Origin of the sequence: Enterobacter sp. MF024, assembly GCF_005843915.1 — a bacterium.
In the GTDB taxonomy this organism is placed as follows: domain Bacteria; phylum Pseudomonadota; class Gammaproteobacteria; order Enterobacterales; family Enterobacteriaceae; genus Enterobacter; species Enterobacter barmai.
In genome coordinates, this window is the sequence record NZ_VCBB01000001.1 from 981078 (window position 1) to 993871 (window position 12794).

Genomic DNA, 12794 nt, shown 5'->3' on the forward strand with positions numbered 1-12794 from the left:
CAGGGGCGATCGCCCCTGGTGTATAACCTGTCAGAACGCGTAATTTACGCCAATCCCCGCGTAGTGGAAGCGATCGCTGTCACCTTCATCATGGTGTTCCCACTCATACGCGTATTCCAGCGTCATGGATAAACCATTGCTGAAATCATAGGCATAGAGCAGCCCCAGTCGATTAAAGTCGTGCCCCTCACGATCGGGATCGTCCTGCCAGTCCCAGTTTGACCAGCGATCCAGCCCCAGACGGGTATAAGGCGTCAGGGTAGTGCTGCCTAACGAAATCGGCAGATAGGCGCGAATTTCCTGAGTGGAAAATTCGCCATTATTACGCGAACCATCCATATTAAAACCACGCTCTAAATAGTAGTTAACTCTGGCCGAAATCGTTTCATTGAGAGTCCAGGTAAAGCCAGTTTCTGTTTCGACACGGCTGTCAGAATAACCGGTTTTCTCCAGATCGTTGGCAAATTGATACATGGCAAACCAGCCGCTAAAACGCCAGTCGTCGGTTAATTTTAGATCCCAGTCAGGCTGAATTTTGTAGCGCTGCATATTGGCAGTGCCATCTTTCGCGCCATGCTCATCTTTGAAATGATAACTGTAATTACGGAAGCCGCCGGTCAGACCGAGAACAAAATCATCGGTACCCATAACGCGATAGCGTAATTCAACCTCAGGTCGATCGAAATAGCTGCCGCGGGTCATGCTGCTATAATCGACCGGCCCTTCCTGATACATCGCCAGTGAAATTGTCCAGGCATCCCATGTGGCATTAAACCACACGGAGGGTTCATATAATCCATCTTTATCGTCGCCCTGACCTTCGACGTTTTCAATTTCATACATTGCGCCGATATTAAAATCCCAGTGTTTTGTTTCTGTTGCCTGTGCGCAGCTAACCCCTGCGCACAGTACAAGCGCAGCACTTCTCAGTAGAGTACTCATTAATATATTCCCTATATAATTAACAATCAAAAAACCGGGAATGGATATTCCCGGCAAACGCTTTTATTATCGGATTGCCACTTCCGTTTCTGCGTCGAAGAAATGGCACTTATTCATATCGAACCGGATGCCGATATTATCCCCTGCGGCATAGTCATTTGCGGCACCCGCCCGGACCACCAGTTCATGCCCGCCTACGCTGGCGTAGAGCATAAATTCTGCACCTGTCAGCTCCGCGACGCTGACCCTGGCGGCAATGCTTTCGCCTTCTTCCTGTGGCGTGAAAATATCTTCCGGACGGATGCCGAACACCACGGCTTTACGCTGGTAGCCCTGGCTATTCAGCGCCGCGAGTTTGTCTTCCGGGATCGCCAGACGCAGGGTTTCGGTGACAAAGTAACGATCGTCTATCGCACCGCGAATGAAGTTCATTGCCGGAGAGCCGATGAAGCCTGCAACAAACATATTTGCTGGCTCGTTATAAACCTGTTTCGGCGCCCCCACCTGCTGAATGATGCCGTCTTTGAGGATCACAATCCGGGTCGCCATAGTCATGGCTTCCGTCTGATCGTGGGTGACGTAGATCATGGTGGTGTTGAGCTTCTGGTGCAGCTTGCTGATTTCAGCGCGCATCTGCACGCGGAGCTTGGCGTCGAGGTTGGAGAGCGGTTCATCCATCAGGAAGACACCGGCTTCCCGCACAATCGCCCGGCCCAACGCCACGCGCTGGCGCTGGCCGCCAGAGAGGGCGCCCGGTTTGCGCTTGAGGTAATCGCGCAGGCCCAGGATTTGCGCCGCCCAGTTAACCCGCTCTTCGATGACCGCTGGCGCAATTTTTTGCATCTTCAGGCCAAACGCCATGTTGTCGTAGACCGTCATGTGCGGATAGAGCGCATAGTTCTGGAAGACCATCGCAATATCCCGGGATTTGGCCGGGACATCATTCATGCAGACACCGTCAATCACCAGCTCACCGGCACTGATCTCCTCCAGCCCGGCAATCATACGCAGGGTCGTTGATTTTCCACACCCGGAGGGACCGACGAAGACAATAAACTCTTTGTCCTCTATCTCGAGGTTGAAATCTTTCACCACGTGGACATGGTTATCATAGATTTTCTGAATATGTTTCAGGGACAGTTGAGCCATTGTTAGTTCCTTATCAATACCGTCCGGGAGGCCCAGAAATCGGTCAGACATTTCCAGGTCAATTCCCGCGTTGAACGAAGTTGTAGCCCCGCATGGTCCAGCCCGGGCCCAATCCCCACCGATAACATGCCCGCCGCGTTGATTGCCGCCACGCCAGCCGCGGCATCTTCAACGCCGATAGCCTCCTGTGGACGCACATTCAGCCCGGCGCAGGCCGCGAGGAAGATCTCCGGGTCCGGTTTGGAACGGGCAATGCGGGAAGCATCGGCGCAAAAATCAAACGCCTGCGCTATCCCCAGCGCTTGCAAAATTCCCGGGGCATTAAGGGATACGGAGGCCAGCCCAATCAGAACGTTCGCCGCGCGGATCTCGGCCAGCACCTCGCGGATGCCCGGCAGCAGTGACTCATGGGTCAGCGAAGCCAGCGACCGGACGTAGAGATCGTTTTTCTTACTCGCCAGCGCCAGGCGCTGCGGGTGGTCAAACGCCTGCTCTTTGCCACCGTGTCGCAGGATCCGCACCAGGGAGTCCATGCGGCTTATCCCCTTAAGCTCCCCGTTGAAGGTCTCGTCGATGGTGATGCCAGCCTCCTGCGCCACTTCACGCCAGGCCAGAAAATGAAGATGGGCGGTATCGGTGATCACCCCATCCAGATCGAAAACAACAGCCTTAAGCATCGTGCCCACCCTCCATGGTAGCGGTCCCAGTAACGGACGTCATAAAGTCCTTGTAAGACCATACCTGCCGCCCCGAGGCGTTAAGGGTTTTTCCCCACAGGGTTAACGTGACGGGTGCCGTGGTGTTGATCGTTAAGAGATCGTCCTCAAAGGTGACGCACAGCCTTGCGTTGCGCCAGCGCAGCGGGAAAGTGAGCCTGCGCCAGTGGGCAGGCAATTTCGGCGCAAGATGCAACTCCCCTTCCACCACCTGCAGGCCGGCAAAACCCTGAATGACCCCGGACCAGATAGCGCCTGTTGCGGCAGCATGGATCCCCTCATCGCTGCTGTGCGGATCGTCACCCAGATCGATGGCAACGCCGTCACGCCAGAAGGCGTACGCCCGCTCAGTATCGCCACAACGTGCAAAAACAATCCCGTGAATGGCCTTGCTCAGTGAAGAGTCGTGGATGGTGCGTGGCTCGTAGAACGCCAGATTGGCGACACACTGCTGCGGCGTAAAGCGTTCCGGCAGCAGGTAGTTGAGCATCACCACATCCGCCTGCTTGAGGATCTGCATCTCGTTAACTTCTGCACGCGAGTAATCCAGCAGGATGGTCTGTTTACCGGCTTTCGCTTTATAGCGACTCAGGTCGATAGCCGGTTTCGCCATGAAAGTATCATCCTGAGGCAGCACACCCTCCGCATTTGCCTCCGGTAGCCATAAATGCGTCAGAAAGCGATTAGCGTTTTCCGTAAAGCGCGCATCCACACGGCCGAACATCGTCATGAACCGGCGGGCGCTGGCGACATTATGCCAGGCGAGATAGTTGGTATAGGCGTTGTTATTGACGTGCTCCGTGTATTCATCCGGGCCAATCACATCATGAATTTCCAGACGCCCGTTGGCTTCTGTGGCGCGTCCCATCCAGAACGATGCGGTCTCCATCAGCAGCGTCAGCCCTTCACTGCGCATGAAGTCGTCATCGTGCGTTGCCTGCCAGTAAGCGACAACGGCCCAGGCGATATCCGCCACGATGTGGTGTTCAGCCAGCGCGGAGACCACTTTCTGGCGTATCCCGGTGCGGATGTTGATCGCCGCGAACTCCGGCGTCTCTTCCTGGCCGCTTGCCGCACTTTCCCACGGGAACAGCGCACCCGGCCAGCCGTTACGACGGGCTTTTTCCCGCGCTCCCGCCAGGTTTAACCAGCGATAGCGCAGCAGGCTGCGGGCAACCTGCGGACGGGTAAAGAGATGGAACGGCAGCAGGAATATTTCGGTATCCCAGAATACATGCCCTTTATACCCTTCCCCGGTGAGCCCTTTGGCCGCGATACTGCTTCGCTCGTCATGGGCAGGCGTCATGGCGGTGAGATGCCAGACGGCATAGTCCAGCGCCCTCTGATCCCACTCCTGCGTCGAAGCCACCTCCACCCGGCTGTCGCGCCAGACGTTCTCCCAGGCGCTGGCTGAACGCGCCAGCAGTGTAGCGTATCCCTGTGACGCGCAGGCCTGGAGATCGGCCAGAGCATTACGAGCGAAAGTCTCCGTAGACAGCGCCCTGTCGCGGCGGTGAGACACCCATACCAGTTTCTCCAGAGTGACAGTTTCCCCCGGCGAGACAGTCAACGCATGATGCGCGGTAATGCGGCGATTTTTGGCGGTAAAGCAGCTGTCGCTGTCCTTTGAGAGACGACAACAGGCTGAGATCGCCACCTCAGCGGTGCGATCCTGGGTTTCATACACCCCCTGCAGGTAGTGCTGATCAAATACCCTGACCGAGATCTCGTCCAGATGCTGCCTGCCGCTGTTGGTCTGGGTCGCATCGATGCCGGTTTTTAGAACAATCTGCGAGGACGCGTCCAGCGGGGTGATCGACAGTTGCATCGCCACCAGCGGTAGTGCATCCAGTGACACAAAGCGACGGCTTTCCAGACGATAGCGCCTGCCTTCAGGTGAGCGCCAGATCAGGCTGCGATGCAGTTCGCCGTTAGCAAAGGCCAGCTCGCGCTGCCAGCTTAGGATCTCCCCGGACAACAGGGTAAAATTCTTGCCATCCAGCTCAACTTCAATACCGGTAATATCCGGCAGATTAACCAGCTCGCAGGTCTCGTTACGTCCCGCGCGATGATACAGACCCGCAAGATACATCCCCCGGGTTTGCTGAGTGTATTCTTCTTCATGGGTGGCGCGAATGCCCATATAGCCGTTACCGCAGGCCATGATGGACGCGTATTTATTCAGGCTGTGTGGACAAAACGCCGGATCGGTTAAGAGAGACAGGTTCAGCATAACGTCACGCTTTCCCCTTTTTCCGCCGCTTCATACAGCGCAGCGACTAACTGCTGGATAACCAGCCCCTGCTCGGCATCGGCGATCATCACCGGCTCTCCCATCACGTGACGGACAAAGGCTTCCATGCTGCGTAAATGGCGCCGATCGTCAGCCTCTTCACGCTGGCTCAGGGTATGTAAAACCCCCGCCTCGTCGTTATAAATGTGTGCCGGGAACAGCGTTGCTCCGGCTTTCTCACCGCAGAATGAGACATTCATGATCGACTGCTCGCGGATATTGAGCGCAAACGACGTGTCCAGACGCAGCACGCCGCCATTGCAGAACTCAATGGTGCCAAACAGGGCATCCTCCACGGTGAACTGAGCGGGATCCCACTCACCGAACTGGCCGCTGTTTTTACGGTTCCCCAGCTTCTGGAAACTGTGCGCCGTCACCCGTTTGACTGCCGGGAAACCCAGCACATACATGGCGGCATCAAGCATATGGATGCCGATATCGATCAGCGGCCCACCGCCCTGTAGCGATTTGTTGGTAAAAACGCCCCACCCCGGCACACCGCAGCGGCGCAGCGCCTGCGCCGTGGTGAAGTAAATTTCACCGAATGTCCCGTTCAGCACTGCCTCACGCAGCAGCTGCGTGTCGAGCGCAAAACGGTGGTGGAAATCATACGCCAGCACTTTTCCCGCTTTGCGCGATGCGACGCGCATCCGATCGGCCTGCTGCGGCGTCATGGCGGGCGGTTTTTCACACATCACATGGCATCCGGCCTCCAGCGCCGCCATGACGTGTTCAAAGTGGAAGCGGTTCGGTGAACAGACACTCACCACATCAGGCTTGACCTCCCGCAGCATCTCTTGCGCGTCCTGCCATGCCGAAGGGATAGCATGTCGCTGTGCAAACGCCTGAGCCTGTTCGAGGCGGCTGTCCATGACAGCCACCATCTGAACATCACTGCGGGTGGCGTAATACGAGGCATGCACTTTGTCTGCAACCTGCCCGGCGCCAATAATGGCGACGCGCAGAGGCAAAGGTGTTGAAGCACTCATCACGCTGCTCATCCTTAGCATTCACGCAAATAATTGAGTGAGTCCTGATAAGCCCGGGCAGGATCGTCGGCACGCACACGGCATTCATAGACCACGTAACCCTGATAGTTGTCAGCGCGTAACTGATCGAACAGGGTGGCAAAGTCCAGGCTGCCGCTGCCCGGCTGATAACGATGGTTATCGGCAATGTGCACGTGGCCCAGCAGATCCCGGTTCTGGTGCAGGGCATCCGTTATCGCGTCTTCTTCAATGTTCATATGATAAAAATCGCCGATGATCTCAACGTGTTTGAGGGCGTTCTCTTCGATATAGCGACGCGCGTCGGCCAGGGTGTTGATCATGTGGTCCTGGTAGCGGTTCAGCGGCTCCAGATAGACGGTCGTCCCGGTGCGTGCAGCCACTTCATCCAGCCAGCGCAGCGAGGCGCTGACCGCTTTGCGATCGCCGTCGAGGCTGCGCGGTGAGGTCATCGGCGGCAGGCGGAAGGTAAACATCCCCCAGGCGGCGGGCACGATAATCCCCTTCCCGCCCACCTCGGCGAGCGCTTCCAGAATACGTTCAATCTGCTGTAAACCGTTCAGGCGACGTTCTTCGATGAAGTCTCCGATCCAGCCGTCGTAGCCGCCGCAGGCGGTGGTCACGGGCAAGCCGGTGGCCTTGATCGCTGCTTTAACTTCATCGAGATTGTCCACCAGCAGCCTGCCGTCAATCTCATAGCCATCAAATCCCATGCTTTTGATGTACTGGAATTTTTCGAGGATCGTGGTCGGGAAAAAGGCCTGGTTTTGCGTTGCGATTTTCATTAATTGCTCTCCTTAGCTTAGAAAGTGACGCCCATTTTGATGCTCAGTTCCGGGTGACGATCGACATACTGCATGTAGCTCTCCGCGCTGGTCGTGAACGTCACCACCGGGTCGATCAGATCCTCGCAGTTGAGATAACCGTTCATCAGCAGTTCCCAGCAGGTCTCTTCGATACGCTTGCGGTCCCAGCGCGGATAATCCGGATTTGGCTCGCTGCATGCGCGGGAGAAAACGATCTTCGCATTATTGAAATGGGCTTCACGTCCTAAGTTGAACCCTTCTGCAAAGGGCTTCGCGAAGGCGACATAGGAGATCGTTCCACCGTAGGCCAGGCCACGCAGCGCAGATTGCAGCGCATCGGCAAAGCCGCTGGTTTCAATAATCACGTCGGCCCCCTGCTTGCCGGTCAGTTTTTTGATCTCCAGACCGACATCGGCACCCAGCGGATTCAGGCAGTAATCCGCCCCGTGACGGCGGGCGATATCGCAGCGGTGGGCGATAGGATCGACCCCGATGACCACGGAAGCCCCGGCTTTTTTTGCCAGCTGGATGGCAATCTGGCCGATCGCGCCCAGACCGACCACCACCACGTAATCCCCTACCCGCACGTTGGCATCGCGAACGCCACTCATGGCGAACTGCGCCGGGTCATAGCAGACGGCATTTTTCCACGAGGCGCCCTGCGGCATTTTGCGCAGCTTGTAGTTGTTGACGGCATTGACGATCACCGTCTCCTGCAATGGCCCGTAGCAGCAGACGCTGTCGCCGATATGGTACGCCGTCACATCAGCACCGCATTCGACGATCTCGCCCACAATCATATTGCCCAACTGGAACTTGCCGAATTCGATCCCGCGGGCCGCGCCCTCTTCACGCGGGGTAAACATCTGCCACTTCGCGTTGAACTCTTCATCGATGAAGGGGCTTGCCGCGCGAAAATCCACCACTTCGGTGCCGTGTTTCGGGGCACCAAAGCGGGCGCGAATCTTTACTTCGTGTGCCGCAACCGGACGATCTTCATACTCCACCAGCGCTGCCACACGAGGCGCTGTCGCTACTAACTTTTTCATGACCTACTCCTTGATTAACCTGGCCGCCTCAGCCCTTAACGCCACCGGCGGTCAAACCACTTTTAATAAAACGTTCAGACAGCGCGTACATGATCACCACCGGCAGTGCCGTCACCAGCGAGGCCGCCATCATCCGCCCCCAGATGTAATCCGGGGTGCTGAAGAGCGTGTTCAGCCCAACCGGCAGGGTGAAGTTGCTGGCGCTGGAGAGGAAAATGGAGGCAAACAGATAGTCGTTCCACGCCACCATGAAGCAGTAGACAAAGACCGAGACCAGCCCGGAAATGGCCAGCGGCACGGTGATGCGAAAGATGATTTGCAGCCGGTTGAGGCCATCCATCATCGCGGCTTCTTCTATCTCGTCCGGGATGGTGTCGAAATAGCTGCGCAGCATGAATACCGCCGTCGGCAACGTCTGGGTCACCATGGTGATGATGAGCGCCAGTTCGGTGTCATAGATGCCTAATGCGGTGATAATTTTGAACAGCGGCACCACCAGCAAAATGCCGGAGAACATATAGACGGTGTAAAAGCTCGCATTGATGGTCGCCCGGCCTTTGAAACGCAGTTTGGACAGGGCGTACGCGCCAAGCGTGCCGAGGAAAACGGCAATAACCGACGAGGTGAGCGACACCACCATGCTGTTGCGGAAGTAATCCACAAACGGGAAGATCAGCGGATTAAAGATGTCGACATAATGCTGCAGCGTCCATGCCTGCGGCAGAATGGTCGGGTGCAGCGATATCGCCTCCTTCGCGCTTTTGAATGAGGTCATCAGCATCACGAAGAACGGGAACAGCGTGATAATCAAAAACACCGCCAGTCCCAGATAAAAACCAATACGGCCCAGTACGCGTTTATTTGTTGCCATTGAGGTTTACCCTTTTTCTGGTCAGCAGAATGACGGCGAAGATGATCACAAACAGCACCACAGAAATAGCGGCGGCTTTCCCGAGGTCGTTGAAGGCAAAAGCGGTTTTGTAGAGATAAACGCCCAGAATATCGACCTTGGTGGTCAGCAGATACACATCCGCAAACATGTAGAACATCCAGATGGTTCGCAGGGTGATGACCGTAGCCAGCACCGGCATAATCGCCGGCAGCGTGACGATGCGAAACCTCTGCCAGGCGTTGGCTCCGTCCATCTCTGCCGCTTCGTACAACGACTTATCGATGGTCTGCAAAATCGCCAGGAACGAGATAAAGGCGTACGGGAAATAGCGCCAGATGGCGAACAGCACCACCAGCACAAAACTGCTGCCCGGGTTGTCGAACCACAGCGGGGCCTGGTCATAGAGATGCAGCAGATCCACCCCCAGGTAATTCACAATGCCGTAGCCGTTGTTGAACATGTATTTCCAGGCGAACACCAGCGAGATCGACGGCGTCACGTAGGAGAGGATCACCAGGGAACGCGCCGTTTTGCGCAGGCGAAACTCCCGGTTAAAGAAGATGGCGACGGCCAGCCCCATCCCGGTACTCCCCAGCACCACCAGCGCCGTATACCAGAAGGTCATCCATAACGAGTGCCAGAAGGCCGGATCACTCAGGATGCGGATGTAGTTATCCAGCCCGACAAACACGGCGCTCACCCGCGGGTTTAACGGCAAGCGTAAAAAACTGATTTCAATGTTGGAAATCATTGGCCAGGCCACCAGGCCCCCCAGCAAAATCAGGCTGGGGGCCAACAGCAGCATGGCGAAAGGCATATCTGAACGACCAGAAAACAACGTCTTCATAATTCCCTTCCGCAGCGCGCCTATCGTTGTGAAATCAGGTCAGTCAGTCGCTTCTGACTGTTGCTTAACGTTGCGCTGAGGTCCTGTTGCCCCACCGTCACGTTATGCACCATAGAGCTGATGATGCCGGACCCCGTTACGTCGCCCATGCGGGTGAAGTTCTTGTCGCCCACCGCGCCAAAAACCTGCACATTCGGGAACTGCGAGATCAGTTCGTAAGGCAACTGGCCAAAGGCTTTAATCACCTCGTTGTTTTTCCAGGTATCGGTACCGACCACCAGCTTATTCACCGGCAGCGCGGCGCCCGGAGACATCATCACCCAGTCCGTGGCGTTTTGAGCCTGCTCCATCCAGATGACAAACTTCTCTGCAGCTTTGGTCTCTTCTTCGGCCTGTCCGGTGGTGATGGTCAGCGACGTGACCATGCCGTAGACGGCGGAAGATTTTTCAGTCGGCACGACAAACCCAAGGTTGGCGGGATCTCCATCTTTGTAGACAGCCGGAAGGATATAGGTGGAGTAAACGGCCATCGGCGCAGAGCCGTTCATAAAGGCGTCCTTGATCTCCATAACGTCGTTCGAGCCCGGCATGGTTGTGGCTGCCAGACGTTTATAAAACGCCAGCGCGTTGGACATTTCCGGTGTATCGATTTCGACATCGCCTTTGGCATTAAACACGTTTGCACCACCCGAGAGGGCAAACTGCGAGAACGCTTGCTCCGTCATGACGCTTTCCGCGGTGGGCAGGGCGATGCCGTAATGCTTTTTGGCCGGATCGTTGAGCTTCTGGCTGGCTTTCAACAGCGCTTCCCAGTTTTGCGGCTCCTCAATGCCCGCAGCCGCGAGGACATCTTTGTGATACCAGACGCCGGACAGCCAGGCGCTGATGGGCACCCCTGTCCAGGCTTCGCCGTCTTCCGTGCGCACCACCCGCAGGATGCCGTCGTAGAAAGTGTTTTCGCCTACGGCTTTAATGGCTTCGCCAATCGCCACGCGATCCAGCAACTGCTCCTTGTCCATAACCTTGGCGTAATCATGGCTGACCTCTATCACTTCCGGCAGCGCGCCGGTGCGGGCCAGGGTAATCACCTTGGTGTTGTAGGCATCCTCTTCCACCGGGACCTGTTTCACCCTGATGGTGGGATTCTCTTTTTCGAATTTCTCAATCAGTTTGGTGATAACTGCCTGACGCTCCTGTTCCACCGAGGAGTGCATAAACTCGATGGTGACGGCCGTTTTTTTGTCTTCCTTGCAGCCTGATAACAGGGCGCACGAAACCAGTGCTGAAATCAGCACAATCCTGGGCATTTTCATTTTTAAGGTCCTTTTTAGTTTTCTTTAATCCACATGACCTGCCATGGATTAAGGGTCAGAGTAGTACCGTTAATAGCGTTTCCGGCGATCAATTCCCTGCCGGTATTAATATCTGTATAAAGGTTTTGATATTGATTACTGAAGTTAAACAAGGCTGTAATGCGCTCGCCGTTCGTTGCGATGCGAATAATCTTAAAAATATGCTCACCGACGGTTTCAAACATTGCTTCACTGTCCGGATGGAATGCTTTTTCCGCCCGGCGCAGCGCGATTAACTCGCTTAATTTATGATATATACCATGTCGGATATTATTATGATCAACGAGCTCGCCGTCGATTTCCCCGGCAACGTATTTTCTGCGGTTAATCGCCCTGTTATATCCCAGACGCTCAACTCCGCCATAATCATTACGTGAACCAAGAATACTCTGAATATAGATTGCCGGAACGCCAGGGAAACTTAACAGCACAGCGTGCGCCAGTATAAATCGGGCAATGCGTTGATGATTGTCACTCTCCTTATGGCTTAGCGCATCGAGATAAGTGACATTTATTTCATACGGGCTTCGCGTGCCATCAGGATTATTTTTCCAGTTAACCAATGCACCTTCATTCTGGAGTATTTCTACCAGAGAGAGAATTTCGGTCTCAGGTAAGATACCGCGTAGCGGATTGAGACCTATGCCGTCGTGCGACGCCAAAAAGTTGAACCAGGTAGTTTGCTGCGAAGGCAGCTTCAGCGATGCCGCCCACTCGCAAAGAGCCCGGACATCCTGACGATGAACGGCATGCAGGACAAGCGGAGGTAATGAGAACTGATACACCATCTGCGCTTCATTTTCGCCATCACCAAAGTAAGAGATGTTGTCTTTGTGCGGTACGTTGGTCTCGGTGATCAGCACCGTGCCCGGCGCCACCCTGTCAGAAATGGCGCGGAAAAGCTGGATAAGACGGTGGGTATTCTCAAGATGAATGCAGCTTGTGCCTGGTATCTTCCACATAAATCCGACGGCATCCAGACGGATATAACTTGCCCCTTCAACAAGGTAATGAAGCAGCACATCCACCATTGCGATCAGCACCTGAGGCGAGGCGAAATTGAGATCGACCTGGTCCTCGCTGAAGGTGGTCCACAGGTGACGGACGGTTCCGTCACGAAGGGTGAACGGCGTCAACAGCGGCAATGCCCGGGGGCGCGTGACAGCCGACAGGTCGGTTTCAGGATCGACTGAAATAAAGAAGTCTTCATAGCCAGGCGTTTGATTAAGATAATTTGCAAACCACTGACTTTTTGCCGACATATGGTTGCACACGAAATCAAACATTAAATTAGTTGACTGCTTTAATTCAGCAATATCATTCCATGTTCCAGTTTCAGGGGCGACGGCGTGATAATCAATCACGGAAAAACCATCGTCAGAAGACCAGGGGTAAAAAGGCAGAAGATGGACATGAGAAAAGGAACGAGCCAGCCACTCATTATAAAATTGGGTAAATACCGGCAGTGCTTCCTTCCCTTTCGCAGTGAACTGATCGCCATAGGTAATCAGGACAACATCTTTTTCATCCCAACCCGTTTTACGCTTTTCAGTAATTACAGAGCAAGATTTTTCGATTTTCTCAAACAGCACAGCTAAGTGCGCTTCAGAAAAAGATTCCCCGTAAACCAAACTGATTAAATTCTTAATTTTAGTGTTCACATTGTTTTCCATGGTAGCGGTCCCACGGAGTGGCAATCTACTCCCATGAAAAATGTCTGTCAACGGACCAGCAGGCAGAA

The 12794-nt window shown here is 54.9% G+C and carries 11 protein-coding genes; all 11 read right to left on the minus strand.

Translation table 11 applies throughout. The annotated features are described in order from the left end of the window. Window positions 1-30: 30 nt before the first annotated feature. The 11 genes from FFB58_RS04750 to FFB58_RS04800 all read right to left on the minus strand — a co-directional run bounded on the left by FFB58_RS04750 (window position 31) and on the right by FFB58_RS04800 (window position 12726). The gene (locus FFB58_RS04750) at window positions 31-942 is read right to left on the minus strand and encodes an OmpG family monomeric porin (protein WP_138369186.1); all 912 of its coding nucleotides are present in this window, start codon (window positions 940-942) and stop codon (window positions 31-33) included. 66 nt (window positions 943-1008) lie between these two features. Further along, window positions 1009-2091 (minus strand): ABC transporter ATP-binding protein, encoded by a 1083-nt coding sequence (locus FFB58_RS04755; protein ID WP_138369187.1) that lies wholly within the window; start codon window positions 2089-2091, stop codon window positions 1009-1011. Between the two features lie 2 nt (window positions 2092-2093). Beyond that, the gene (gene pgmB / locus FFB58_RS04760; protein ID WP_039031886.1) at window positions 2094-2768 is read right to left on the minus strand and encodes a beta-phosphoglucomutase; all 675 of its coding nucleotides are present in this window, start codon (window positions 2766-2768) and stop codon (window positions 2094-2096) included. Next, a complete protein-coding gene (locus tag FFB58_RS04765) occupies window positions 2761-5040 on the minus strand; it encodes a glycoside hydrolase family 65 protein (RefSeq protein WP_138369188.1) in 2280 nt (759 codons plus the stop codon). Before FFB58_RS04765 ends, pgmB begins: the two co-directional genes overlap by 8 nt. Next, window positions 5034-6092, minus strand: coding sequence for a Gfo/Idh/MocA family oxidoreductase (locus FFB58_RS04770; protein ID WP_138369189.1), 1059 nt, complete (start codon window positions 6090-6092; stop codon window positions 5034-5036). Before FFB58_RS04770 ends, FFB58_RS04765 begins: the two co-directional genes overlap by 7 nt. A gap of 11 nt (window positions 6093-6103) precedes the next feature. Continuing rightward, on the minus strand, window positions 6104-6892 hold the full coding sequence (locus FFB58_RS04775) for a sugar phosphate isomerase/epimerase (RefSeq protein WP_138369190.1): 789 nt from the start codon (window positions 6890-6892) through the stop codon (window positions 6104-6106). Window positions 6893-6909: 17 nt separating this feature from the next. Continuing rightward, complete coding sequence (locus FFB58_RS04780; RefSeq protein WP_138369191.1) at window positions 6910-7962, minus strand: zinc-binding alcohol dehydrogenase; 1053 nt, start codon at window positions 7960-7962, stop codon at window positions 6910-6912. Window positions 7963-7990: 28 nt separating this feature from the next. After that, the gene (locus tag FFB58_RS04785; protein ID WP_032611132.1) at window positions 7991-8833 is read right to left on the minus strand and encodes a carbohydrate ABC transporter permease; all 843 of its coding nucleotides are present in this window, start codon (window positions 8831-8833) and stop codon (window positions 7991-7993) included. Continuing rightward, entirely contained in the window at window positions 8820-9701 is an 882-nt protein-coding gene (locus tag FFB58_RS04790; RefSeq protein WP_138369192.1) for a sugar ABC transporter permease, read from the minus strand. Before FFB58_RS04790 ends, FFB58_RS04785 begins: the two co-directional genes overlap by 14 nt. Window positions 9702-9721: 20 nt before the next feature. Further along, entirely contained in the window at window positions 9722-11014 is a 1293-nt protein-coding gene (locus FFB58_RS04795; RefSeq protein ID WP_138369193.1) for an ABC transporter substrate-binding protein, read from the minus strand. 14 nt (window positions 11015-11028) lie between these two features. Next, a complete protein-coding gene (locus FFB58_RS04800) occupies window positions 11029-12726 on the minus strand; it encodes a sugar phosphorylase (RefSeq protein WP_138369194.1) in 1698 nt (565 codons plus the stop codon). Window positions 12727-12794 lie beyond the last annotated feature (68 nt).

Excerpts from the sequence above, each read along its gene's own strand:
- FFB58_RS04750 (WP_138369186.1), bottom strand. The coding sequence starts at position 942 with ATGAGTACTCTACTGAGAAGTGCTGCGCTTGTACTGTGCGCAGGGGTT.
- FFB58_RS04755 (WP_138369187.1), bottom strand. The coding sequence starts at position 2,091 with ATGGCTCAACTGTCCCTGAAACATATTCAGAAAATCTATGATAACCAT.
- pgmB (WP_039031886.1), bottom strand. The coding sequence starts at position 2,768 with ATGCTTAAGGCTGTTGTTTTCGATCTGGATGGGGTGATCACCGATACC.
- FFB58_RS04765 (WP_138369188.1), bottom strand. The coding sequence starts at position 5,040 with ATGCTGAACCTGTCTCTCTTAACCGATCCGGCGTTTTGTCCACACAGC.
- FFB58_RS04775 (WP_138369190.1), bottom strand. The coding sequence starts at position 6,892 with ATGAAAATCGCAACGCAAAACCAGGCCTTTTTCCCGACCACGATCCTC.
- FFB58_RS04780 (WP_138369191.1), bottom strand. The coding sequence starts at position 7,962 with ATGAAAAAGTTAGTAGCGACAGCGCCTCGTGTGGCAGCGCTGGTGGAG.
- FFB58_RS04785 (WP_032611132.1), bottom strand. The coding sequence starts at position 8,833 with ATGGCAACAAATAAACGCGTACTGGGCCGTATTGGTTTTTATCTGGGA.
- FFB58_RS04790 (WP_138369192.1), bottom strand. The coding sequence starts at position 9,701 with ATGAAGACGTTGTTTTCTGGTCGTTCAGATATGCCTTTCGCCATGCTG.
- FFB58_RS04795 (WP_138369193.1), bottom strand. The coding sequence starts at position 11,014 with ATGAAAATGCCCAGGATTGTGCTGATTTCAGCACTGGTTTCGTGCGCC.
- FFB58_RS04800 (WP_138369194.1), bottom strand. The coding sequence starts at position 12,726 with ATGGAAAACAATGTGAACACTAAAATTAAGAATTTAATCAGTTTGGTT.